This is a genomic window from Caulobacter sp. GW821-FHT12F03, from assembly GCF_058806855.1.
Map to the genome: position 1 here is coordinate 362,787 of NZ_JBXAQC010000001.1, position 22,255 is coordinate 385,041.

Consider the following 22,255-nt stretch of genomic DNA (forward strand, 5'->3'; position numbering starts at 1 on the left):
ACAGGACGATTTCCATGACCACGCCCCTGATCAAGAACGTCAGCTTCTATGCCCTGCCGCAGGCCGAGGCCCCCCGGTTCACGCCCAAGAGCATCTACTACTTCAAGATCGGCCTGAAGCGCGGCCGGGTGGGGCCGCACATCTTCGATGTCGTCTTCAAGAAGCGATACGATTTCCCGACGGATATCGCGACCAGCGGCGCCGGTTATTCGCTGAGCGCCCGCTCCATCGACGCGTTCAACAACCTCGTGAACAAGATTGTCGGACCGCCTCCGGAAAATCCAATGGACATCGAGGCCTCCCGCGCCGCCCGCCTGACCACGCCGCTGGACTTCCACTTCGAGGACCAGTGCTTCATCCTGATCGAACTCGACCGCAAATACAAAAACTGGTGCTTTGACCTCGGTTTTCTCGGAGTGACGGCAAAGGCCGACTACGGGATGAAGAACGGCGACATCACCTACCTGAAGGCTGTGGGCGATCACCTCGAGATCTTCGACCTGGATCCCTATGCCTTCGATACTCACGGCGACCGCACCGACTGCTGCGCGGTGATGTTCGGCGTATTCGCGCGGGCGGACAACGATGCCGGCCACCGGCTGAACCTGCACACGACCATCACCTACGGCCGGGACAGCAATGGCAAGCCGATCCAGCTGCCGACCATCTTCGACCCGGATATCAAGAATGACGGCGGCGGCTTCCCGCCGCCGCCCGGGGGAGGGGGCGGCGACGGCGGGGGCGGGGGCGGATAACGCCCGCCCCGGATTCACCCCACCCTTCCCATCGTCGTGCCGGTTCCAGTGTCGATTCCTTCGCCCACCCTTCTCACGATCATCGCCCACGCCCGCTCCGGGGCGCTGGATCATGCCTGGCGGCTGTTTCGCGAGGCGGGGCTGGAGGACGTCGCGGACGATCCGGCCGTTCTCAGCCTGAAGGGACGGCTGCTCAAGGACCAGGCGCTCTCGACGGGCGGCGTCGCCGGCCGGGCGCTGTATCGCCAGGCCGCCGACGCCTATGGCCGGGCGGGGGCGATCAGCGGCGCGACCTATCCCCTGATCAACGCCGCGACCCTGGCGCTGCTGGCCGACGATCCGGAACAGGCGCGTCGCCGGGCGCGCGACGTCCTGGCCCGGCTTGAGGCCGGCGAGCCGGAGCCGGACACCCCCTACTACCAGGCCGCGACACGCGCCGAGGCGCTGGTGCTGCTGGGCGAGACGGCGGCGGCGCGGGCGGCGCTCGACGAGGCCATGGCGCGGGCCCCCAGGGCCTGGGAGGACCATGCCTCGACCCTTCAGCAGCTGGCGCGGATCCTCGCCGCGCAGGGGGCTGACGCGGCGTGGCTGGACCGGCTCAGGCCGCCCCGCTGCCTGCATTTCGGCGGCCACATCGCCGTCGGCCCCGATGACCTGGAGACGGCCGCGGCGGTCCGCGACGTGCTCGAGGCGGAAGGGGTCGGCTTCGGCTACGGCGCGCTGGCGGCCGGGGCCGACATCATCATCGCCGAGGCCCTGCTGGCGCGGGGCGCCGAGTTGCACCTGACGCTGCCGGCGGCGCCCGCGGTCTTCCGCGCCGCATCCGTCGCGGGGCGGGGCGGGGACTGGGGCGAGCGGTTCGACGCCGCGCTGGCGCGGGCGGATAGCCTTGTCTGGCCGGGCCACGCCGATGACCGGCCCACGCCGCCGGGGCTGCAGCTGGCGGCCGAGGCGGCGATGGGCGCGGCGGTGATGCAGGCGCGGACCCTGGCCACGGAAGCCGTGCAGCTGCTGGTGCTCGACGCGGCCGACCCCGTCGCCGGCGAGCCCGGCGGCAGCGCCTGGATGGGCGAGGCCTGGCGCCGGGCGGGCGGCCGCCAGCACCGCCTGCGGGCGCGCCGCGTCGGCGTTCCGCCGGCCGTCGCCGACGTTCCGGCCCGGGCCCTGGCGGCGGTGCTGCTGGTCGAGGCGGCCGAGCCCGTGGACGGCGGTCTCGCGGCCGCCGACCTGTTCGCCGCCCGGGTGCTGCCAGGGCTGGAGGCGCTGGTCGCCGGCCTGCCGACGATGCTTGCGCCGCCCTCCTGGCGCGGAGGATCGGTGCAGCTGGCGTTCGCCACGCCGCGCGAGGCGGCGGCCGCCGCCCTGGCCTTCGGCGCGGCGCTGCGGGACGAGGCCGCCGTGCGGATCGCCGGCGCCTATGGCCAGGCGCCGCTGGACGGGGAAGGGCGGGTGCGCCTCGTCGGGCCCACGGCGGCGATGTCGCTGGAGATCCTGCGGTCCGTTCCGCCGGGCGCGATCCATCTGGCCGAGCCCTTCGCCATGGCGCTGCTCGCCGCCCCCGACGGTCTTTCGGTCCGGCTCGAATACGTCGGCGATCTGGCCGGCGACGATATCGAGCGGCCGGACCGCCTGTACTCGCTGAAGGCCGCGCCGACCGGCTGACCGTCAGACGACCAGGGCTTCCAGCCGCGCGGGCGACAGCACCACCAGCGTGTCGTCGCCGCGCCGGATCAGGCCGCGGCGTTCCAGGGCGTTGATCGTCCGCGAGACGGTTTCCCGCGTCGAATAGACCTGCAGCGCCAGCACCGAGAGGACCGGGGCCGGACGGATGGTGCGCCCGTCGTTCTGCCGGGCCAGGCGCAACAGCTCGGCATGGACCCGTCCCCGGGCCGACAGCGTCACGCGCTCGGCCATCCGGCCCATGGTGGTCCGCAGCTGCCGCAGCAGCAGCTTCGAGACGGCCAGTCCGACGCAGGCATGGCGCTCGATGAGCGCCAGGAAGTCGGCGGCGGCGAACACGGCGGCGCGGCTCGGCGCCATGGCGACCACGTCCGCGGCCTGGGCTCCGCCGGGCGCGCCGTCGACGGCTCCGAACAGATCTCCCGGCAGATGCTCCTGCAGAAGAACCAGTTGCCCCTCGAGACCATAGGCCAGAGCGTGCGCCCGTCCGGCGATCAGCAGGAAGGTCTCGTCGACCTGGTCGCCCTGCAGCAGGATCGTCGCCCTGAGGTCATAGCTGAGCGCCGCGGCCCGGCCGCCGATGGCCTCGGCGACCTCCCGCGGGCAGGCGAAGACCTGCTGGATAAAGGCCCGCAGCTCGTCGTCCAGATCCAAGGGATGCGCCTCCCGCCCGCCGCGCCGGAACCGTCGTGTAACACGGTTCGCCCAGCGCCTACGTAGTCTCCCTTAAGCATACGACCCGAATTTCGGGCCCGTGGCCATCGGCCTAGCCTCGCCTCATCAATCTTGGGGTATTGATCATGCTCTCTTCCATGAACACGCTGCGGTCGAACGCGCCCGTCTCCGACGACGCCGGGCCCGACCTCGCGCTCGATGCCCTGGCGCGCTTCGGCGTGCGCGACAGCTACGCCAAGGATGCCGAGATCTACGGCCAGTCCGAACCGGTGGCGCGCATCTATCGCGTGGTCAGCGGCGCGATCCGCACGACCCGTCTGATGGCCGACGGCCGCCGCCAGGTCGGCGAGTTCTACTTCCCCGGCGACGTGTTCGGTCTCGAGACCGGGCCTGACCACCGGTTCTCGGCCGAAGCGCTGTGCGACAGCGTGGTGCTTTCGGTGAAGCGCTCGACCCTGCGCGAATCGAACGCCGGCGAGGCGATCGACCGGATGATCTGGGAAGCCACGGTCCGTGAGCTCGACCGGACGCAGGACCATGTGCTGATGCTGGGGCGCAAGACCGCGGCGGAGCGGGTCGCCAGCTTCCTGTGGGGCGTGATCGACCGGACCGGCGGTCTGGGCGACCTGCCGATGACGCGCCAGGACATGGCCGATTATCTGGGTCTGACCATTGAGACGGTGTCGCGCATGCTCAGCCAGCTTCAGTCGACGTCGGTGGTCGAATTCGACGCCCTGCGCCACTTCAAGGTCCGCAATCTCCAGGCCCTGGAGCGCCTCGCCGCCTGAGACGGATCGACACGCCTCGACCGCTATGCCCGGATGGGTATAGTTGGTCAGGGCGATCATGACAGACATCCGCAAATCCTATGATGACTCCGTAGGCCCGGAAGAGGCCCTCCAGGCGTTGCGGGAGCGCGAGGCGCACCTGCGCTCGATTCTCGACACCGTGCCTGACGCCATGGTGGTGATCGACGTCCATGGAATCATCCAGTCCTTCAGCGCGACGGCGGAACGCCTGTTCGGCTGGACGGCTGACGAGGTGATCGGCCGCAACGTCAGCATGCTGATGCCGCAGCCCTACCATGACGCCCATGACGGCTATCTCGAACGCTACCTCGCAACGGGCGAGCGCCGAATCATCGGCATCGGCCGGGTGGTCGTCGGCGAGCGCCGCGACGGGTCGACCTTCCCGATGGAGCTGTCCGTCGGCGAGATGGTCTCCGCCGATCGTCGCCACTTCACCGGCTTTGTCCGCGACCTGACCGAACGCCAGGAGACCGAGCGCCGGCTGCAGGACCTGCAGACCGAACTGGTCCATGTCTCCCGGCTGACGGCCATGGGCGAGATGGCCTCGGCCCTGGCTCACGAACTGAACCAGCCCCTGTCGGCGGCGGCCAACTATCTGAAGGGCTCCCGGCGGCTGCTGGAATCCGACGCGCCCGACCTGCCGCGGCTGCGTGACGCCATGGAGAAGGCGGCCGATCAGACCGTGCGGGCCGGCCAGATCATCCGCCGCCTGCGGGACTTCGTCGCCCGCGGCGAATCCGAGCCCCGGATCGAAAGCCTGCCGAAGGCGATCGAGGAAGCGGGCGTTCTGGCCCTGATCGGCGCGGCCGAGCGGGGCGTCCGCGTGCAGTACCGCATGGACCGGCGCGTCGATCTGGTGCTGGCCGACAAGGTCCAGATCCAGCAGGTGCTGGTGAACCTCATGCGCAACGCCATCGAGGCCATGCAGGGCTCGGACCGCCGGGAACTGACGGTGTCCGCCACGCCCGCGCGCGGCGAGATGGTCGAGATCGCCATCGCCGACACGGGGCCGGGGATCAGTCCCGATATCGCCGAACGTCTGTTCCAGCCCTTCTTCACCACCAAATCCCAGGGCATGGGCGTCGGACTGTCGATTTCGCGGACCATCGTCGAGGCGCACGGCGGCCGCATCTGGGTCGAATCCAATGATAAGGGCGGCGCCACCTTCCGGTTCACACTGCGGGCGGTGAAGCCCGGAGATCTGGGTGACCATGACTGACACGCTGGTTCACATCATCGACGACGACGCGGCGATGCGGGATTCGCTGGTGTTCCTGCTCGACACAGCGGGGTTCACGGTCGCCGCCAGCGCCTCGGCGGCGGAGTTCCTCAAGACCATCCCCAATCCGAATCTCGGCTGCATCGTCACCGACATCCGCATGCCCGACATGACGGGTCTGGAACTGATCAAGGTCCTGCGCGGGGACGGCCATGCCTATCCGGTGGTGGTGATCACCGGTCATGGCGACGTGCCGCTGGCCGTCGAAGCCATGAAGGCGGGCGTCATCGACTTCATCGAAAAGCCGTTCGACGATGAAACGCTGCTCGATGCGATCCGGATCGCCTTCCGCGACCGCGCCGACCAGTCCGGCTCCAATCCCGAACGGGAAGCGATCAAGGCGCGACTCGACGAACTCTCGCCGCGTGAGCGGGATGTCCTCGGCGGCGTGGTCGCCGGCAAGCCGAACAAGATCATCGCCCACGACCTGGGCATCAGCCCGCGCACGGTCGAGGTCTATCGCGCCAACCTGATGACCAAGATGGGCGCGGGCAGCCTGTCGGAACTGGTGCGCATGGCGCTCGTCGCCGGCTACTGACCCCTTGATTCAGATCAAGGTCGGCGGCGGCGCGCGACGCCAGACTGTCGTCCATGCGTCCCGACAGCGGAAATTCGGCCCGTGGCCAGGCAACCGCCGTCATCGTTGACGATGACGCGGACCTCCTCGCGGCGCTGAAATTCTCGCTTGAGCTGGACGGGCTGCGCGTGATCGCGCACCGATCCTCTGAAACCGTGAACCTGGCGGATATCCCGCAGCACAACGCCTGCCTGGTGCTCGACTACCGCCTGCCCGCCGCCAACGGCCTGGAGCTGCTTGACCGGCTGAGGGCGGCCGGCGGCCGGCAGCCGGCCATCCTCATCACCAGCCACGCCAGCCCCGCGGTCCGCGAGAGCGTGCGGGCGGCCGGCGCGACCCTGGTTGAAAAGCCCCTGCTGGGGGACACCCTGATCCGCGCGATCCACGCCGCCCTGACTCCAAGGAATGATCCAGGTCAATGAAGGGCCTCCCGGGGGCGAGGCCTATTGGGCTCTCAACCCGAAAGGAGACCCCGGAATGCTTGAGACCCTGTCCGCCCTGCCGTCCGCACACCAGGCTTATCTGGCGATGGTCGTCATCGGGTTCTCGGCCTTCGCGGTCACCCTCGGGGCCGTGTCCACCTGGGTCAATCTGAGCAAGTAAGCCCTCGACGCCGGCCGGATTACCGCGCCGGCGTTTTTCACGATCTAAAAATGACGCCCCCGTCATCTTTGAAACGGGGCACAGAACCGGGAGATGGAAATGCTGAAAGTCACGCTGGTGGAAGGCCCGCCGCAGGAAGTTCGCGAGTTCGACGACGAACTGACCCACAAGCTGACGTCGGAGGACGTGGATGTCATCCGCGAGATCTTCCGCACGCCGCTGACCGGGTCCTACAACTGGGACTACCAGGACGCCAACGCGCGGATTCGCAAGCTCTACGAACTGGGCAAGCGGTTCAACTGGGACGCCCAGATGGATGTCGACTGGGACGTGCCGTTCCCCCATGGCGAAACGCCCAATGATCCGGCGGGCAACGCCTTCGCGGGCCATCCCAAGTATGAAGCCCTGACTTCGCAGCAGAAGCTCGACTTCGCCTGGCGCAGCCATGCCCAGACGCTCTCGCAGTTCCTCCACGGCGAGCAGGGGGCCATGCTGGTCGCCAGCCAGCTGGTCAGCTGCGCCCCGACCTATGACGCCAAGCTCTACGCCTCGTCGCAGACCTTCGACGAGGCCCGCCACGTCGAGGTGTTCCACAAGTACCTGACCGAGCGCTGCAAGATCGTCTACCCGATCAACCCGAACCTGAAGGCGCTGCTCGACAAGGTCCTCACCGACGAGCGCTGGGACCTGAAGTTCATCGGCATGCAGGTGCTGATCGAGGGCCTGGCCCTGGCTGCGTTCCAGGCCATGACCCAGAGCACCCGCGATCCGCTGCTCAAGCAGATCCTCGAGCTGGTCCAGCGCGACGAGGGCCGGCACGTGGCCTTCGGCGTCAACTATCTCGAGGACTGGATCCGGGCGCTGCCCGAGCATGAGATCGAGGAGCGGGCCCAGTTCGCCTACGAGGCCTGCGTGATCATGCGCGAGCGGCTGTTCAGTCTCGACGTGCCGCAGGAATACGGCTTCACGCTCGAGGAAGCCCGCGAGATCAACCACAAGGCCCAGGCCGGCGACGCGTTCCGCGACTTCCTGTTCGCCCGCATGATCCCGAACCTGAAGCGGATCGGCCTGCTCACCGAAACCGTCCGGCCCAAGTTCGAGGCGCTCGGCGTGCTGCGCTTCGAGGACGAGGTCCATGACGGTCTGATCGACTGGGCGACCCTCGAAAAGCCCCTGCCGGTCACGCCTCGCCAGATGGCGGCCGAATAGGCTTTCGACCACCCCTCTTGCTTTCGTCCACCTCAGGCCCCCGGCTCCTCCGGCGCGGGGGCCTCCTTTTGTCCGCAGCCCGCCCGACGATCATGAATTGATCCAGGTCAATAGACTTGATCCTGCCTGAATTGATCCACGTCAGGGCCCACGTCCCCGGATCGATTATTGATGAGTTGTCCGGAGCAACAGACGCCCCGGCCCAAAATCAAGGGGATACCAAGATGAAAACCATGATCGCCACTGCGGTGGTCGCCGCTGCCCTGGCGGCCGCGGGCGGAGCTTCGGCCGCCGACTTCCAGCCCAAGACTGCCGGCACCTGGCTGGTCGATGTGCGCGCCACCTCGGTGGCCCCTGACGAGTCCGGCGCGATCTTCACCGCCGCCAACGTCGACACCGGCCTGGACGTCAAGATCGACAGCGACACCATCCCGTCGCTCGGCATTTCCTACTTCGTGACCGACAAGGTCGCCGTCGAGCTGATCCTCGGCACGTCCAAGCACACCATCTCGGCCACGACCGCGCCGACCGACACCGCGGTGCATGACACCTGGGTCCTGCCGCCGGTCCTGTCGGTCCAGTATCACCCGCTGCCCGCGGCGCGCTTCAGCCCGTACGTCGGCGCCGGCGTCAACTACATGATCTTCTACAAGGGCAAGGACCGTAACGGCTTCACGGTCGATGTGGACAACGGTTTCGGCTACTCGCTGCAGGCCGGCGCGGACATCGCCCTGACCGGCCCCTGGTCGCTGAACGTGGACGTGAAGAAGGTGTTCTTCGACACCAACGCCAACATCAACCATGGCGCCCTGAAGTCGGACGTGACCATCGACCCGCTGGTCGTGTCGGTCGGCGTGGGACGCAAGTTCTAGGCGCCGTCTCCCGCCTCGAGGCCGGCCAGCTCGGAGAGTTCGGCCGGTTTCTCGATGCTGAGACTGTGAAGCGACAACAGCCGGATGACGCCGCGGGTTTTCAGGCGCGACGTCACCCGGCTGACTGTTTCCGTTGTCAGGCCCAGATAGTCGGCGATTTCCGCCCGCGTCATGGGCAGATGAATGATCCGTCCGGCGCCGCCGGACCGCCGGTCCCGCGCGGCGAGGTCGGCCAGGAAGGACGCCAGCCGTTCGACGGCCGTCTTTCGACCCAGCAGAAGCATCTGGTTATGCGCGGCCTGCAGCTCATGCGAGGCGCGGTCGAGCAACGCCGCTTCCAGATCGGGCTGCTCCGCCAGCATCTTGCGATAGGTCTTCTTCTGGAACCGGCACGCCGAGCCGCCGGACAGCGCTTCCGCCGAGAAGGCGTAGCGGTCGCCCGTGGCCAGCCCCAGGAAGTCGCCCGGGAACAGGAAGCCGACGATCTGCCGTCGACCGTCGGGCAGCAGCTTGTAGACCCGCACCGATCCGGAGGTGATGTTGAACAGGTTGGTCGCCGGGTCACCCTCGCGGACGAGGATCTCGCCGGTGTCGAACTCCTGGTGATCGGAGATGGCGTTGAGGCGGCGCAGGCCGTCCTCCGCCAGCACGTTGCACACGCTCAGATGACGCGCGGCGCAGACGCTGCACGGGTCCGGCCGGCTGTCGTTGGCGCAGACGATGGCGTCCGTCGAGCTGCTCATGATGCGGTATCCCCCAGAGTTCTACAGGCTTGACGCAGATCAACGATGCGGACGGGCGAGACTGCGAGCCTCATCAACGGCATGAAATCGCGACTGAACAGTATTGTGGTCACGCGCCTCTCGGCGGATGAGATCGACGAGGCGTTTGGACTGGCCAGGCTGGCTTTCCCCGGACTGACGCCCGGCCGCTGGCGGGCGACCGCGCGGCGCTGGACGGCGCATCCGGCCGGCGCGACCGGCGCCCTGGTGGCGCGCGACGGCGCGGGCCGGCTGAGCGGGCTCGCGCCATTCACTGTGCGCAGCAATCTGCAGGCCGGCCGCAGTCTCTGGGTCGAGCGGGTGGCGTCCTTCTCGCTGCTCGACGGCCGCCCGGTGATCGAGGGGCTGGCCGAAGGCCTGCGCGACGTGGCCCGCACGCTCGGCTGTCGCGGGATGACCGTGCAGATCGAGACGGGCGACCGCGCGCTGCTCACGGCGCTGGGCCGCAAGCCGGGCTGCGCGAAATCCACCCTGGTCAGCGCCACGGTCTAGGCGCGCCCGGCGTCGCGTCCGAGCAGGGCCGCGGCCCCCGCGAACGCGACGATCGTCAGGGCCGCCGCCGGGAAGCAGAGCGGGCAGTGACCGAACAGCGCGACCGTTTCTCCACAGATCCGGCCATAGGCCGTCAGCTGCGGCCATTCCCGCACGATCACGCCGATCCACAGGGCCGCCGCGCCCAGGGCGCTGTGCAGCGTAATGAGCTCAAGCTGCGCCGTGTTGGCCAGCTTCGTCAGCGCCCGGACTTGCATGTTCGACTCCTATGTTGCGCTGCATTCTTTTCCCCGTGCGGGCGCGAGAGGCCTTGATGCAGATCAACGCGACGACTCCCCGGCGGCCCTAGCTGAACCCCAAGACAGCTTGGGGCATAAACATGACACAGGTATCGAAACCGGGCGGCGGATCGCTCGACGCACCGATCCTATTGATCTCCACAATACTCGTCGGACTCCTGTTCGCCGTAGGCGCGGCGATGACGGACGATCCGTTGTTCCGCCTCCAGGCGTTCATCTTCGTGGCCGCCGCCGTCGTCGGCGGCTTCGCGCTGAACGCGGCCATGAGCGGCGGGCTTCTGAACAACGACTCGACGAAATACATGGACGGCGTGGTCAAGGCCGGCGTCATCGCCACCATGTTCTGGGGCGCTGTCGGCATGCTGGTCGGGGTGGTCATCGCCTCGCAGCTGACCTGGCCCAACGTCTTCTACTTTTCGGACTTCGGCTGGCTGAACTTCGGCCGCCTGCGTCCGCTGCACACCTCGGCCGTGGTGTTCGCCTTCGGCGGTAACGCGCTGATCTGCACCTCCTTCTACGTGGTCCAGCGGACCTGCCGGGCGCGCCTCTTCGGCGGCGTCCTGCCGTGGTTCGTGTTCTGGGGCTATCAGCTGTTCATCGTCGCCGCGGCCGTCGGCTATCTCGCCGGCATCACGCAGAGCAAGGAATACGCCGAGCCCGAGTGGGTCGTTGACCTGTGGCTGACCATCGTCTGGGTCGGCTACCTGTTCACCTTCCTGGGCACGATCTGGAAGCGCAAGGAACCGCACATCTACGTGGCCAACTGGTTCTACCTGGCCATGATCGTGACGGTCGCCGTCCTGCACATCGTCAACAACCTGGCCCTGCCGGTCGGTCTCCTCAACCACAGCAGCGTGCCGCTGTTCGGCGGCGTCCAGAGCGCCCTGACGCAATGGTGGTACGGCCACAACGCGGTGGGCTTCTTCCTGACCGCCGGCTTCCTGGCCATCATGTACTACTTCGTGCCCAAGCGGATCGGGCGCCCGGTCTACAGCTATCGCCTGTCGATCGTGCACTTCTGGGCCCTGATCTTCATCTACATCTGGGCCGGCCCGCACCACCTCCACTACACGGCGCTGCCGCAGTGGGCGCAGACCCTCGGCATGACCTTCTCGATCATGCTGTGGATGCCCAGCTGGGGCGGCATGATCAACGGCCTGATGACCCTCTCGGGGGCCTGGGACAAGCTGCGCACCGACCCGGTCGTGCGTATGATGGTCGTGGCCATCGCCTTCTACGGCATGTCGACCTTCGAAGGTCCGGTCATGTCGATCCGGGCGGTCAACGCGCTCAGCCACTACACCGACTGGACCATCGGCCACGTGCACTCCGGCGCGCTCGGCTGGGTCGGCTTCATCAGCTTCGGCGCCATCTACTGCCTGGTGCCCTGGCTCTGGAAGAAGGACCGGCTGTACTCCAACGCCCTCGTCGAGTGGCACTTCTGGATCGCGACCACCGGCATCGTTCTCTACATCTGCGCGATGTGGGTGTCCGGGATCATGGAAGGCCTGATGTGGCGCGAATACACGCCGCAAGGGTTCCTCGCCTGGAGCTTCATCGAGACGGTCTCGGCCAAGCATGTCGAGAACATCATCCGGACCCTTGGCGGCCTGATGTTCCTCTCGGGCACGCTGATCATGATCTACAATCTGTGGCGCACGGTCCGGCTGCCGTCCGTCGAAACCAGCGACGCGCTTTCCGCGCCGCTCCCGGCAGCCGCTTGAGGATCGCGCCATGAGCTTGTGGAAACATCACGGAAAGCTGGAGCGGCACTCCCTGCTCCTGATCATCGGCATCGTCATCGTCGTCTCGATCGGCGGCCTGGTGGAAATCGCCCCGCTGTTCTGGATCAAGAACACGATCGAGAAGGTGGACGGGATGCGTCCCTACACCCCGCTCGAACTGGCCGGCCGGGACATCTACATCCGCGAGGGCTGCTACGTCTGTCACTCGCAGATGATCCGCCCGTTGCGGGACGAGGTTGAACGCTACGGCCACTACAGCCTCGCCGCCGAGAGCATGTACGACCACCCCTTCCAGTGGGGCTCCAAGCGCACGGGGCCTGATCTGGCCCGCGTGGGCGGGAAGTACTCCGACAGCTGGCACCGCGACCATCTGATCAATCCGCGGTCGGTCGTGCCGGAATCGGTGATGCCGCCCTACGCCTTCCTGGCGACGAAGGACCTGCAGACGCGGGACCTTCAGGCCCGGGTCAAGGCGATGACGGCGGTGGGCGTGCCCTACACCCAGGACCAGATCGATCACACGATGACCGATCTCCAGGCCCAGGCCGATCCCTTCTCGTCGGACGGTCCTGACTTCCGCAAGCGCTACGGCGCCAAGGCCGTCAGCCGCGACTTCGACGGGGATCCCGAGCGCCTCACCGAGCTCGACGCCCTGATCGCCTACCTGCAGATGCTCGGCACGCTCGTCGACTTCAGCACCTACCAGGCCGATGCGCCTGCCAACCAACGCTAGGGAGCGCGCACGATGACCTACGAAATCGCCGCCCGCTTCGCCCAACAGGGAGGGCTCATCTACTTCGGGCTGATCTTCCTGGCCGGCTGCGCCTACGCCTTCTGGCCCACAAACCGGGATGCCTTTGTCCGCGCCGCAAACCTGCCTCTTGAGGAGGATGACCAATGACGGACCACGTCCCCGAAAAAGACGCCCACAGCGGAGTCGACACCACCGGTCACGAGTGGGACGGCATCCGTGAGCTCGACAATCCTCTGCCCCGCTGGTGGCTCTGGGTGTTCTACGCCAGTATCGCCTTCTCGATCGGCTACTGGGTGCTGATGCCGGCCTGGCCGGGTCTGACCAACTACACCCACGGCGTCCTCGGCCGGTCCGACCGTGTCGAAGTCGACAAGGCGCTCAAGGATCTGGCGGTCGTTCGCGGCGCCGGCGCCGCGAAGCTGAAGACGGCCTCCCTGGCCCAGATCGAAAGCGACCCGCAGCTGCAGGCCTACGCGCTGCAGGTCGGCGGTTCGATCTTCGGCGACAACTGCGCCACCTGCCACGGCGCCGGCGGCGGCGGCGGCAAGGGCTATCCCAACCTGCGCGACGACGTCTGGCTGTGGGGCGGCACCGCCGAGGACATCCAGCAGACCGTGACCTACGGCATCCGCTCCGGCGATGACCAGGCGCGCGTCTCGCAGATGCCCGCCTTCGGCAAGGACGGTCTCCTGCAGGCCCCGCAGATCGCGGACCTGACCGAATACGTGGTCTCGCTGTCGGGTCGGCCGGCCAACGCCGCCGCCGTGGCGCGCGCGGCTCCGGTCTTCGCCGAGAACTGCGTCAGCTGTCACGGTCCGGCCGGCAAGGGGACCCAGGCCATGGGCGCCCCCGATCTCACCGACGGTGACTGGCTCTACGGGTCGGATCGCGCCTCGATCAACGGGCAGATCCAGAACGGCCGCGGCGGCGTGATGCCGGCGTGGGGACACCGCTTCAGCCCCGAGACCATCAAGGCCATCGCCGTCTACATCCACGCCAACTCAGGTCAGTAGTGCAGTCATGACCGTTGTAATTGACCGGACCACGCCCCCCAGCGCGGCCAAAAGCCCGGGTCCGGTCAGTGCCGCCGCTCTGGCCCGTCGCAAGGCGGGTCGGGGCGGCGGTCTCTACCAGAAGCGCGCGCCCATCTATCCCAAGCTGGTCCACGGCAAGTGGCGGACCATCAAGTGGGCGATGCTGATCGCCACCCTGGCGGTCTACTACGTCGTGCCCTGGATCCGCTGGGCCCGCCCGGGCGCGCTGCCCGATCAGGCCGTGCTGGTCGATTTCACCGGCCGCCGGTTCTACTTCTTCTTCATCCAGCTGTGGCCGCAGGAGGTCTATTTCATCACCGGTCTGCTGGTGATGGGGGCCCTGGCGCTGTTCCTGGTGACGGCGTTGTTCGGCCGCCTTTGGTGCGGCTACAGCTGCCCGCAGACCGTCTGGACCGACCTGTTCATCGCCGTCGAGCGGCTGTTCGAGGGCGACCGCAACGCGCGGATGAAGCTCGACGCCTCGCCGATGTCGTTCAACAAGCTCTGGCGCAAGACCGGCAAGCACATCGTCTGGCTGGGCATCGCCTTCGCCACCGGCGGCGCCTGGATCTTCTACTTCCATGACGCGCCGACCCTGATCCGCACCTTCTGGGTCGGCCAGGCGCCGCTGACGGCCTACATCTCCTGCGGCCTGCTGACCGCGACCACCTACATCTTCGCCGGCACGATGCGCGAGCAGGTCTGCACCTACATGTGCCCCTGGCCGCGCATCCAGGGCGCCATGCTCGACGAGCACTCGCTGCAGGTCACCTACCTCAAGGATCGCGGCGAACCGCGCGGCCCGCACAAGAAGAACGAAACCTGGGAAGGTCGCGGCGACTGCGTCGACTGCAACCAGTGCGTGGTGGTCTGCCCGATGGGCATCGACATCCGCGACGGCGCCCAGCTGGAGTGCATCAACTGCGGCCTGTGCGTCGACGCCTGCGACGAGATCATGGTCAAGATGGGCCGCCCCAAGGGGCTGATCGCCTACGACACCGATCACGCCGTGCTCAGCCGCGTCGAGCAGAAGGCGGTCGTCTACAAGCCGATCCGCGCCCGCACGATCTACTACGCCGCGGCGCTGACCGTGGTCAGCTCGGTCATGCTGTGGGGCTTCCTGCAGCGCCAGCCGGTCGACCTGCATGTGCTGCGCGACCGCAACCCGACCTTCATCCGGCTGCACGACGGGTCGATCCGCAACGCCTACACGCTGAAGATCACCAACCGCGGCTTCCAGCCGGAAACCTACCAGGTGACCTTCAGGGGCATCGCGCCGGTGACCCTCAAGACGCCGGGTGAGACGGTCTCGGCCAACACCCTGACCGTGCTGGTCCAGCCCGACGAGGTCCGCGCCATGCGGGTGTTCGTCAACGCGCCGGAAGCGGCTCTCACGGCGCCCAGTCTGCCGGTCACGTTTTCGATTAGATCAAAGTCGACCGCCGCCGAAACCCGTACGGTGTTCCTCTCAGGAGAGGCGAACGCACGATGACCGATCTCACAGCGACCCCCGGGTTCACCATCAAGGGCTGGCATGTCCTGCTCGGGTTCATCGCCTTTTTCGGCATCATCATCGCCGTCGACGTCGGCTTCGCCATGGCCGCCTACAAGACCTTCTCCGGTGAGGCGATCCACGATCCGTACGAAGCCGGCATCATGTACAACAACACCCTGGCGCAACGCCGCCGCGAGGCGGCGCTGGGCTGGAAGGCGACCATCGAGGAAGAGCGCGATCTGGTCGTGGTGCGGGTGGCCGACAAGGCCGGCAAGAGCATCGAGGGCCTGACGGTCACCGGCGTTCTGGTGCGGCCGGCGACGGTGAAGGGCCAGCGCGCGCTGACCTTCACGCCGGACGGCAAGGGCGGCTATCGCGCCGACACCTCCGCGCTCGACGGCGCCTGGGACCTGCATGTCATTGCCAGGGATCCGAACGGCGCGGTGTTCGAGGCCGACCGCCGGATGGTGCGGCCGTGACCATCGCCCTGGCCCCGCGTGACCTGTCCGCCTTCGTCACCACCGACGACACGGAGCACGGGCGGGTCGAACTGCTGGTCACCGGGGCGCGCTGCGCCGCCTGCATGGCCAAGATCGAACGGGTCGCGGCCGCCGCGCCCGGCGTCTCGGCCGCCCGCTTCAACCTGACCACCGGCAAGCTGGCCGTCAGCTTCCTCGGCCGCACGGGTGATCCGGGCCTGATCATCGACGCGCTGGAGAAGGAAGGCTATCCGGCCACCCCCTTCGATCCGGGCAAGGCCGAGGCCGCGCACGACAAGGAGGGCCGCATGCTGGCCCTCGCGCTCGGCGTCGCCGGGTTCGGCGCCGGCAACGCGATGATGTTCACCGTGCCCGTCTGGGCCGGTTTTTTCGGCCAGGAGCTCGATCCCTCCACCCGCCAGCTGATGTACTGGTTCGCGGCCATGGTCGCGACGCCCTGCGCGCTGTTCGCCGGCCAGCCCTTCTTCCGGTCCGCCTGGGCCTCGCTGCGCAAGGGCAAGGCCAACATGGACGTGCCGATCTCGATCGGCGTGATCCTGACCCTCATCGTCAGCTTCTCCGAGACGATCCAGAACGGCCCGCACGCCTATTTCGACGCCGCCGTCACCCTGCTGTTCCTGCTGCTCATCGGCCGCTACCTCGATCACAAGCTGCGGGCGAGGGCGCGCAGCGCGGCCCGCGACCTGCTGGCGCTGCAGGCGCCGGTCGCCACCCGCATCGATGACCTGGGCGTCGAGCGGACCATCCCGGTCGGCGAGGTCGAGGTCGGCGATTCGCTGGTCGTGGTTCCGGGCGACCGCATCCCGGTCAACGCCATCATCGAGGCCGGCGGCTCGGATCTCGACAACGCCCTGATCACCGGCGAGACGGCCAGCCTGGTCGTCGGCCCCGGCGCGGTGGTCAACGCCGGCGCCCTGAACCTTTCGGGCCGTCTGGTGCTGCGGGTTCTGGCCCGCTCCGAGGATTCGGCGATCGCCGCGATCGCGCGGCTGATGGAGGCCGGCGCCCAGAGCCGCTCCAACTACGTTCAGCTCGCCGACAAGGCCGCCGCTCTCTACGTGCCGGTGGTCCACACCCTGGCCGCCCTGACCTTCGCCGGCGGCTGGGCCCTCGGCCTCGGCCCGCGCGAGGCGCTGCTGCGCGCGGCGGCCGTGCTGATCGTCACCTGCCCCTGCGCGCTCGGCCTGGCCGTGCCGGCGGTGCAGATCGTCGCCTCGGGTCGCCTCTTCCGCAAGGGCGTGCTGGTCAAGACCGGCGCGGCGCTGGAGCGCCTGGCCGAGATCGACCACGTGGTGTTCGACAAGACCGGCGTGCTGACTGAGGGCCGCCCGATGCTGCTCGACGCCCCGCCGCAGCTGCTGGCCATGGCCGCGCCGCTGGCCCGCGCCTCGCGCCACCCGCTGGCCCGCGCGCTGGCGGAGGCCGCCGGTTGCGGGGACGCCGCGACCGAGGTCAACGAAGTCGCCGGCATGGGCGTCGAGGGCGTCATCGACGGCCGCCGCGCCCGTCTCGGCCGCGCCGCCTTCCTCGGCGTCGAATCGCTGCACGCCGACGAGACAGAGCTGTGGTTCGGCTTCGACGGCGACACCCGCGTCCGTTTCACCTTCGAGGACCGCCTGCGGTCCGACGCCGCCGACACGGTGGCCCAGCTCAAGGCCATGGGGCTGACGGTCGAGGTGCTGTCCGGCGACGTCGCGGGCCCGGTGCTGCGCGCCGCCAACGAGGCCGGCATCGATCGCTGGAGCGCGGGCCTGACCCCGTTCGACAAGGTCGCCGTGCTCGACCGCCTGAAGCAGGAGGGCCGCAAGGTCCTGATGGTCGGCGACGGCCTCAATGACGCGGCGGCCATCGCCCGCGCTCACGCCTCGATGGCCCCCGGGTCGGCGGTCGACGCCAGCCAGAACGCGGCCGACCTGGTGTTTTCCGGCAAGTTGCTCGACGCCGTGCCGTTCAGCGTCCGGGTGGCCCGCGCCGCCCGCCGCCGGGCGATGGAGAACTTCGCCTTCTCCGCCCTCTACAACGTGGTGGCCGCGCCCGCGGCGATGTTCGGCTTCGTCAACCCGCTGGTGGCGGCCGTGGCCATGTCCGGCTCGTCGCTGGTCGTGACGCTCAACGCGCTGAGGATGAACCTGACGGGCGGACGCCGATGACCATCGTCCTGCTGCTGGCCCCGTTCTCGCTGCTGCTGGCCCTCGCGGGTCTGGCCGCCTTCTGGTGGACCATCCGCTCCGGCCAGTACGAGGACCCCAAGGGCGACGCCGCCCGCATCCTCGACGATCACCTCGCCGACGGACCCGACTCCGGGGTTTGATACAGATCAGGGTGAAAGTTCCATCGCCCTGCACATTGGCGTCGTTCCCCAACCGGATGCCGCAATGACCCTGGCCGACCCGATCAGCGCCTTCGCCGACCAGCGCCAACACCTGCTGGAGCGCTACGACGGCAACGTGCCGCGCTACACGAGCTATCCGACCGCCGTCGAGTTCTCGAACGCGGTCGATGAAGACGCCGTCGCCGGCTGGCTGGGCCAGGTGTCGCTCGAGGAGCGTCTGTCGGTCTATGTCCACATCCCCTTCTGCAAGCGGCTGTGCTGGTACTGCGGCTGCAACACGCGGGCGGTGCGCAACCGCAACCTGATCAGCGACTACATCGCCTTCGTCGGCGAGGAACTGGCCCTGCTGGAGAAGGCCCTGCCGGGTCGCCCCCATGTCGGCGCGATCCACCTCGGCGGCGGCACGCCCAACATGCTGTCGCGCGAGGATCTCGGCAGCCTGTTCCGCGCCCTGCGCCACGTCTTCAACGTCTCGCCCGGGGCGGAGATCGCCGCCGAGCTGGACCCATCCGTGCTCACCGAGTCCTGGGTGAAGGCCGCCGCCTTCCACGGCCTGACGCGCGCCAGCATCGGCGTCCAGGACCTGTCGCCGCACGTGCAGCAGGCGGTCAACCGCATCGAATCGTTCGAGGTCGTCGAACAGGCCGTCACCTGGCTGCGCGATTCGGGCATCGCCTCGATCAATCTCGACCTGATGTACGGCCTGCCGCGTCAGCGCACCGAGGATGTGCTGCGAACCCTCGATACCGTGCTTACCCTGCGGCCCGAGCGCCTCGCGCTGTTCGGCTACGCCCATGTGCCCTGGGTCAAGTCGCACCAGAAGCTCATCGACCAGGGCGACCTGCCCGGCGCCGCCGAGCGACTCGACCAGAGCGAGGCTGCGGCCGCGCTGCTGGAAGGGGAGGGCTATGTCCGCATCGGCCTCGACCACTTCGCCCTGCCGGATGATCCCCTGGCCGTGGCGATGAAGGAAAAGCGCCTGCGCCGGAACTTCCAGGGCTACACCGCCGACCCGCACATGACGCTGATCGGCGTCGGCGCTTCCTCCATCAGCAGCCTGCCGCAGGGCTACTACCAGAACGACCCGACCGAACTGGGCTGGCGTCGCCGCGTCCAGGAGGGCCGCCTGCCGGTCGCGCGGGGCGTGACCCTGACCGAGGAGGATCGCTTCCGCGGCGCGATCATCGAGACCCTGATGTGCCGCCGGGCGGTGGATCTGGACGCGATCTGCGCCGACCACGGCCGGTCGGCCGCCGAACTGGCTCCCGAGCGCGAGGCGCTGGCCGGAATGCAGGCCGACGGTCTGGTCGAGGTCTCGGGCGACACGGTCGCCCTGACGCCGGTCGGCCAGCCCTGGCTGCGCTCGGTCGCCCGGGTCTTCGACCTGCGCAGCGGCGCGCAGTCGCGCTTCTCCCGGGTCCTCTGACGCCCCGCTTTGGGCGGCCCGGCCCGGCCTGACGTCGGGTCATACTTTCCGCGCACGTAAGACACGTCCATGATCCCGTCCAACAAGGGGCGCCCGGCCACTCAGCCAGGGACGCCTCCGACGGGAGATGGACATGCACGATCTGGTCATCCGCAACGGGCGGGTCATCGATGGCGCCGAGACGCCGGCCTTTGTCGCAGATATCGCCATCGACAACGGCCTGATCACCGCCGTCGGCGTCGTGCCCGGCAAGGGCCGCCGCGAGATCGACGCCGCGGGCAGGATCGTCACCCCCGGCTGGGTCGACATCCATACCCACTACGACGGCCAGGTGACCTGGGACCCCTATCTCTCGCCCTCCAGCTGGCACGGCGTGACCACGGCGGTGATGGGCAACTGCGGCGTCGGCTTCGCCCCGGTGAAGCGCGACCGCCATGAGTGGCTGATCGAGCTGATGGAGGGGGTTGAGGACATCCCCGGCTCGGCCCTGGCCGAGGGCATCACCTGGACCTGGGAGACCTTCCCCGAATATCTCGACAGCCTCGACGGGCAGGCGCGCGTGCTCGACGTCGCCACCCAGGTGCCGCACAGCGCGGTGCGCGCCTACGTCATGGGCGAACGCGGCGCGCGCAACGAAGACGCGACGCCGGAGGACATCGCGGCGATGTCGGCCATCGTCGCCGAGGGCATGGCGGCCGGGGCCCTGGGCTTCTCGACCTCGCGCACCGTGGTCCACACGACGAAGGACGGCACGGTGATGCCCGGCACGACGGCGGCGGCGGACGAGCTGCTGGCCATCGGCAAGGCCATGGCCGCGGTCGCGCCCGGCGTGTTCGAGATGTCGTCGGACATGGCCCCGGCCGAACGCGAGTTCGACTGGATGCGGGCGATGTCGATGGATACCGGCGTGACGGTGACCTACAGCCTGCTGCAGTCGCCGCTGCAGCCTGGCAACTGGATCCGGCTGCTCGAACTGACCCGTCAGGCGCGGGCGCAGGGCGCCAGCATCGCCGCGCAGATCGCCTGCCGCCCCACGGGCCTGGTGCTCGGCTGGCAGAGCACCATCCACCCCTTCGTCGGCCGCCAGACCTATCGCGACATCGCCGCCCTGCCGTTCGAGGAACGCCTCGCGAAGCTGAAGGACCCGGCCGTCCGCGCCGCCATCCTGGCCGATCCGAGCAAGAAGATGGGCCCGCTCGGCGCCATCATGACCCAGGGCTTCGACCGCATGTTCCGGCTGCAGCAGCCGGACGGCAGCCTCGACTACGAACCCCGCGCCGAGGACTCGATCAAGGCGCTCGCGGAAGCCAGCGGCCAGGCGCCCGACGCCGTCGTCTACGACATGCTCATGGAGAACGACGGGCGCGGCTACATCTACCTGCCGCTGTTGAACTACACGGAATTCAACTTCGACCACATCGAAGCGATGATGCACGATCCCAACACCGTGCTCAGCCTGTCGGACGGCGGCGCCCACTGCGGCGTGATCTGCGACGCCAGCTTCCCGACCTACATGCTGACCCACTGGGTGCGCGACCGCAAACGCGGCCCGACCCTGCCGCTGGAGAAGGTGGTGTCGATGCAGACGCGCGACACCGCCCGGCTGTACGGACTCAACGACCGCGGCGTGCTGGCCGTCGGCATGAAGGCCGACCTCAACGTCATCGACTTCGAGCGGCTGGCGATCCAGGCGCCGGAGATGGTCTTCGACCTGCCCGCCGACGGCCGCCGGATGATCCAGCGCGCCCAGGGCTATGTCGCCACCATCGTCAGCGGCGTGGTCACCTACGAGAACGGCGAGGCCACCGGCGCTATGCCCGGCAAGCTCATCCGCGGCCGGCAGGAGCCGGCCATGGCCATGGCCGCCGAATAGTCACGATCCCCATCCCTCAACCGAACATACCGGAAGACACCCCATGAAGGTCGCCGCCGTCAAAGCCCCGGGCGGGCTGCAGAACATCGTCATCGAGGAGCGCGACCGGCCGACGCCGGGACCGGGCCAGATCCTCGTCCGCGTCCGCGCCAGCTCGCTGAACTTCCATGACTTCGCCGTCGTCGCGGGCATGATCCGCGTGCCGGACGGCCGCATCCCCATGTCCGACGGCGCGGGCGAAGTCGTCGAACTCGGCGCCGGCGCGTCGCTGTTCAAGGTGGGCGACCAGGTGCTGTCGACCTTCTTCCCCAACTGGTCCGGCGGCGGCCCGACCCTGCCGCGCCTGCTCGGCGTGCCGGGCGACAGCGCCGAGGGGTTCGCGGCCGAGTATGTGGCCATGCCGGAGACGGCCTTCACCCGCATCCCGAAGGGCTGGACGCCGGCCCAGGCGGCGACGCTGCCCTGCGCGGCCCTGACCGCCTGGCGCGCGCTGGTGGTCGAGGCGGGCATCAAGCCCGGCGACATCGTCCTGACCCAGGGCACCGGCGGCGTGTCGATCTTCGCCCTGCAGCTGGCCAAGGCGGCCGGCGCGACCGTCATCGCGACCTCGTCCTCGCCGGAGAAGCTGGCGAAGCTGAAGGCCCTCGGGGCCGATCATCTGATCAACTACAAGGAAGAGCCCAACTGGGGCCCGGCGGCCATGGCGCTGACCGGCGGCCGCGGCGTCGACGCCGTCGTCGAAATCGGCGGCCCCGGCACCATGGGCCAGTCGATCCAGGCCTGCCGCATCGGCGGCCACATCTCGCTGATCGGCGTGCTGACCGGCGTCTCGGGCGATATCCCCACCGCCATGGCCATGTCCAAGAACGTCTGCATCCAGGGCATCACGGTCGGCTCGCGCCAGGACCAGGAAGAGATGATCGCGGCCATCGAGGCCAACGGCATCGTGCCGGTGATCGACTCGACCTTCCCGCTGGACCAGATCTCGGCGGCCTTCGCCCACCAGATGTCGCAGAAGCACTTCGGCAAGATCTGCCTCGAGTTCTGACGCGCCGACGCGCCGG

General features: G+C 68.5%; 24 protein-coding genes. 21 read left to right on the forward strand and 3 right to left on the reverse strand.

Annotated elements, in window-relative coordinates:
• Window positions 1–14: 14 nt before the first annotated feature.
• Together AC1RN0_RS01695 and AC1RN0_RS01700 are read left to right on the forward strand one after the other, a co-directional pair.
• Window positions 15–755, forward strand: coding sequence for a hypothetical protein (locus AC1RN0_RS01695; RefSeq protein WP_492785693.1), 741 nt, complete (start codon window positions 15–17; stop codon window positions 753–755).
• A gap of 48 nt (window positions 756–803) precedes the next feature.
• Window positions 804–2,417, forward strand: coding sequence for a tetratricopeptide repeat-containing protein (locus AC1RN0_RS01700; RefSeq protein ID WP_492785694.1), 1,614 nt, complete (start codon window positions 804–806; stop codon window positions 2,415–2,417).
• 3 nt (window positions 2,418–2,420) lie between these two features.
• On the opposite strand, the gene AC1RN0_RS01705 is transcribed toward AC1RN0_RS01700, so the two are convergent.
• Complete coding sequence (locus tag AC1RN0_RS01705) at window positions 2,421–3,089, reverse strand: Crp/Fnr family transcriptional regulator (protein WP_492785695.1); 669 nt, start codon at window positions 3,087–3,089, stop codon at window positions 2,421–2,423.
• A 146-nt stretch (window positions 3,090–3,235) separates the two neighbouring features.
• Between AC1RN0_RS01705 and AC1RN0_RS01710 the strand changes: the two genes are divergently transcribed.
• The 7 genes from AC1RN0_RS01710 to AC1RN0_RS01740 all read left to right on the forward strand — a co-directional run bounded on the left by AC1RN0_RS01710 (window position 3,236) and on the right by AC1RN0_RS01740 (window position 8,459).
• Window positions 3,236–3,898, forward strand: coding sequence for a helix-turn-helix domain-containing protein (locus AC1RN0_RS01710; RefSeq protein ID WP_492785696.1), 663 nt, complete (start codon window positions 3,236–3,238; stop codon window positions 3,896–3,898).
• Window positions 3,899–3,956: 58 nt separating this feature from the next.
• Window positions 3,957–5,138 carry a sensor histidine kinase gene (locus AC1RN0_RS01715; protein ID WP_492785697.1) on the forward strand — a complete coding sequence of 394 codons (1,182 nt, stop codon included), beginning with the start codon at window positions 3,957–3,959 and terminating at the stop codon, window positions 5,136–5,138.
• A complete protein-coding gene (gene fixJ, locus AC1RN0_RS01720) occupies window positions 5,131–5,736 on the forward strand; it encodes a response regulator FixJ (RefSeq protein ID WP_492785698.1) in 606 nt (201 codons plus the stop codon). Before AC1RN0_RS01715 ends, fixJ begins: the two co-directional genes overlap by 8 nt.
• Before the next feature lie 53 nt (window positions 5,737–5,789).
• Window positions 5,790–6,197, forward strand: coding sequence for a response regulator (locus AC1RN0_RS01725; protein ID WP_492785699.1), 408 nt, complete (start codon window positions 5,790–5,792; stop codon window positions 6,195–6,197).
• Window positions 6,198–6,252: 55 nt separating this feature from the next.
• Window positions 6,253–6,378 carry a hypothetical protein gene (locus AC1RN0_RS01730; protein ID WP_492785700.1) on the forward strand — a complete coding sequence of 42 codons (126 nt, stop codon included), beginning with the start codon at window positions 6,253–6,255 and terminating at the stop codon, window positions 6,376–6,378.
• A 99-nt stretch (window positions 6,379–6,477) separates the two neighbouring features.
• The gene (locus tag AC1RN0_RS01735) at window positions 6,478–7,587 is read left to right on the forward strand and encodes a ferritin-like domain-containing protein (protein WP_492785701.1); all 1,110 of its coding nucleotides are present in this window, start codon (window positions 6,478–6,480) and stop codon (window positions 7,585–7,587) included.
• 224 nt (window positions 7,588–7,811) lie between these two features.
• The gene (locus tag AC1RN0_RS01740) at window positions 7,812–8,459 is read left to right on the forward strand and encodes an OmpW/AlkL family protein (protein ID WP_492785702.1); all 648 of its coding nucleotides are present in this window, start codon (window positions 7,812–7,814) and stop codon (window positions 8,457–8,459) included.
• On the opposite strand, the gene AC1RN0_RS01745 is transcribed toward AC1RN0_RS01740, so the two are convergent.
• Window positions 8,456–9,202, reverse strand: coding sequence for a cyclic nucleotide-binding domain-containing protein (locus AC1RN0_RS01745; protein WP_492785703.1), 747 nt, complete (start codon window positions 9,200–9,202; stop codon window positions 8,456–8,458). The genes AC1RN0_RS01740 and AC1RN0_RS01745 overlap by 4 nt on opposite strands.
• Before the next feature lie 81 nt (window positions 9,203–9,283).
• Between AC1RN0_RS01745 and AC1RN0_RS01750 the strand changes: the two genes are divergently transcribed.
• The gene (locus AC1RN0_RS01750) at window positions 9,284–9,733 is read left to right on the forward strand and encodes a hypothetical protein (RefSeq protein WP_492785704.1); all 450 of its coding nucleotides are present in this window, start codon (window positions 9,284–9,286) and stop codon (window positions 9,731–9,733) included.
• Here the strand turns inward: AC1RN0_RS01750 and AC1RN0_RS01755 are convergent.
• Window positions 9,730–9,990, reverse strand: coding sequence for a hypothetical protein (locus AC1RN0_RS01755; protein WP_492785705.1), 261 nt, complete (start codon window positions 9,988–9,990; stop codon window positions 9,730–9,732). The genes AC1RN0_RS01750 and AC1RN0_RS01755 overlap by 4 nt on opposite strands.
• Window positions 9,991–10,112: 122 nt before the next feature.
• On the opposite strand from AC1RN0_RS01755, the gene ccoN reads away from it, so the two are divergent.
• The 11 genes from ccoN to AC1RN0_RS01810 all read left to right on the forward strand — a co-directional run bounded on the left by ccoN (window position 10,113) and on the right by AC1RN0_RS01810 (window position 22,239).
• Window positions 10,113–11,756, forward strand: coding sequence for a cytochrome-c oxidase, cbb3-type subunit I (gene ccoN, locus AC1RN0_RS01760; RefSeq protein ID WP_492785706.1), 1,644 nt, complete (start codon window positions 10,113–10,115; stop codon window positions 11,754–11,756).
• A 10-nt stretch (window positions 11,757–11,766) separates the two neighbouring features.
• A complete protein-coding gene (gene ccoO, locus AC1RN0_RS01765; protein WP_492785707.1) occupies window positions 11,767–12,510 on the forward strand; it encodes a cytochrome-c oxidase, cbb3-type subunit II in 744 nt (247 codons plus the stop codon).
• A gap of 12 nt (window positions 12,511–12,522) precedes the next feature.
• A complete protein-coding gene (locus AC1RN0_RS01770) occupies window positions 12,523–12,678 on the forward strand; it encodes a cbb3-type cytochrome c oxidase subunit 3 (RefSeq protein ID WP_492785708.1) in 156 nt (51 codons plus the stop codon).
• Entirely contained in the window at window positions 12,675–13,544 is an 870-nt protein-coding gene (gene ccoP / locus AC1RN0_RS01775; RefSeq protein WP_492785709.1) for a cytochrome-c oxidase, cbb3-type subunit III, read from the forward strand. The genes AC1RN0_RS01770 and ccoP overlap by 4 nt, the downstream gene beginning before the upstream one ends.
• A 7-nt stretch (window positions 13,545–13,551) precedes the next feature.
• Entirely contained in the window at window positions 13,552–15,057 is a 1,506-nt protein-coding gene (ccoG, locus tag AC1RN0_RS01780) for a cytochrome c oxidase accessory protein CcoG (protein WP_492785710.1), read from the forward strand.
• Window positions 15,054–15,539, forward strand: coding sequence for a FixH family protein (locus AC1RN0_RS01785; RefSeq protein ID WP_492785711.1), 486 nt, complete (start codon window positions 15,054–15,056; stop codon window positions 15,537–15,539). The genes ccoG and AC1RN0_RS01785 overlap by 4 nt, the downstream gene beginning before the upstream one ends.
• Window positions 15,536–17,710, forward strand: a complete 2,175-nt coding sequence (locus AC1RN0_RS01790; RefSeq protein ID WP_492785712.1) for a heavy metal translocating P-type ATPase — start codon at window positions 15,536–15,538, stop codon at window positions 17,708–17,710. The genes AC1RN0_RS01785 and AC1RN0_RS01790 overlap by 4 nt, the downstream gene beginning before the upstream one ends.
• Complete coding sequence (ccoS, locus tag AC1RN0_RS01795; RefSeq protein ID WP_492785713.1) at window positions 17,707–17,871, forward strand: cbb3-type cytochrome oxidase assembly protein CcoS; 165 nt, start codon at window positions 17,707–17,709, stop codon at window positions 17,869–17,871. Before AC1RN0_RS01790 ends, ccoS begins: the two co-directional genes overlap by 4 nt.
• 64 nt (window positions 17,872–17,935) lie before the next feature.
• Window positions 17,936–19,318, forward strand: a complete 1,383-nt coding sequence (gene hemN / locus AC1RN0_RS01800; protein ID WP_492785714.1) for an oxygen-independent coproporphyrinogen III oxidase — start codon at window positions 17,936–17,938, stop codon at window positions 19,316–19,318.
• A 133-nt stretch (window positions 19,319–19,451) separates the two neighbouring features.
• Window positions 19,452–21,191 (forward strand): N-acyl-D-amino-acid deacylase family protein, encoded by a 1,740-nt coding sequence (locus AC1RN0_RS01805; RefSeq protein ID WP_492785715.1) that lies wholly within the window; start codon window positions 19,452–19,454, stop codon window positions 21,189–21,191.
• A 43-nt stretch (window positions 21,192–21,234) separates the two neighbouring features.
• Window positions 21,235–22,239, forward strand: a complete 1,005-nt coding sequence (locus AC1RN0_RS01810; protein ID WP_492785716.1) for a zinc-dependent alcohol dehydrogenase family protein — start codon at window positions 21,235–21,237, stop codon at window positions 22,237–22,239.
• Window positions 22,240–22,255 lie beyond the last annotated feature (16 nt).

Coding starts and splice junctions, on each gene's coding strand:
- ccoG (WP_492785710.1), top strand. CDS start 13,552: ATGACCGTTGTAATTGACCGGACCACGCCCCCCAGCGCGGCCAAAAGC.
- AC1RN0_RS01735 (WP_492785701.1), top strand. CDS start 6,478: ATGCTGAAAGTCACGCTGGTGGAAGGCCCGCCGCAGGAAGTTCGCGAG.
- AC1RN0_RS01755 (WP_492785705.1), bottom strand. CDS start 9,990: ATGCAAGTCCGGGCGCTGACGAAGCTGGCCAACACGGCGCAGCTTGAG.
- AC1RN0_RS01715 (WP_492785697.1), top strand. CDS start 3,957: ATGACAGACATCCGCAAATCCTATGATGACTCCGTAGGCCCGGAAGAG.
- ccoP (WP_492785709.1), top strand. CDS start 12,675: ATGACGGACCACGTCCCCGAAAAAGACGCCCACAGCGGAGTCGACACC.
- AC1RN0_RS01805 (WP_492785715.1), top strand. CDS start 19,452: ATGCACGATCTGGTCATCCGCAACGGGCGGGTCATCGATGGCGCCGAG.
- AC1RN0_RS01725 (WP_492785699.1), top strand. CDS start 5,790: ATGCGTCCCGACAGCGGAAATTCGGCCCGTGGCCAGGCAACCGCCGTC.
- AC1RN0_RS01750 (WP_492785704.1), top strand. CDS start 9,284: ATGAAATCGCGACTGAACAGTATTGTGGTCACGCGCCTCTCGGCGGAT.
- AC1RN0_RS01710 (WP_492785696.1), top strand. CDS start 3,236: ATGCTCTCTTCCATGAACACGCTGCGGTCGAACGCGCCCGTCTCCGAC.
- ccoS (WP_492785713.1), top strand. CDS start 17,707: ATGACCATCGTCCTGCTGCTGGCCCCGTTCTCGCTGCTGCTGGCCCTC.
- hemN (WP_492785714.1), top strand. CDS start 17,936: ATGACCCTGGCCGACCCGATCAGCGCCTTCGCCGACCAGCGCCAACAC.
- AC1RN0_RS01740 (WP_492785702.1), top strand. CDS start 7,812: ATGAAAACCATGATCGCCACTGCGGTGGTCGCCGCTGCCCTGGCGGCC.
- ccoN (WP_492785706.1), top strand. CDS start 10,113: ATGACACAGGTATCGAAACCGGGCGGCGGATCGCTCGACGCACCGATC.
- AC1RN0_RS01745 (WP_492785703.1), bottom strand. CDS start 9,202: ATGAGCAGCTCGACGGACGCCATCGTCTGCGCCAACGACAGCCGGCCG.
- AC1RN0_RS01785 (WP_492785711.1), top strand. CDS start 15,054: ATGACCGATCTCACAGCGACCCCCGGGTTCACCATCAAGGGCTGGCAT.
- AC1RN0_RS01770 (WP_492785708.1), top strand. CDS start 12,523: ATGACCTACGAAATCGCCGCCCGCTTCGCCCAACAGGGAGGGCTCATC.
- AC1RN0_RS01695 (WP_492785693.1), top strand. CDS start 15: ATGACCACGCCCCTGATCAAGAACGTCAGCTTCTATGCCCTGCCGCAG.
- AC1RN0_RS01730 (WP_492785700.1), top strand. CDS start 6,253: ATGCTTGAGACCCTGTCCGCCCTGCCGTCCGCACACCAGGCTTATCTG.
- fixJ (WP_492785698.1), top strand. CDS start 5,131: ATGACTGACACGCTGGTTCACATCATCGACGACGACGCGGCGATGCGG.
- AC1RN0_RS01810 (WP_492785716.1), top strand. CDS start 21,235: ATGAAGGTCGCCGCCGTCAAAGCCCCGGGCGGGCTGCAGAACATCGTC.
- ccoO (WP_492785707.1), top strand. CDS start 11,767: ATGAGCTTGTGGAAACATCACGGAAAGCTGGAGCGGCACTCCCTGCTC.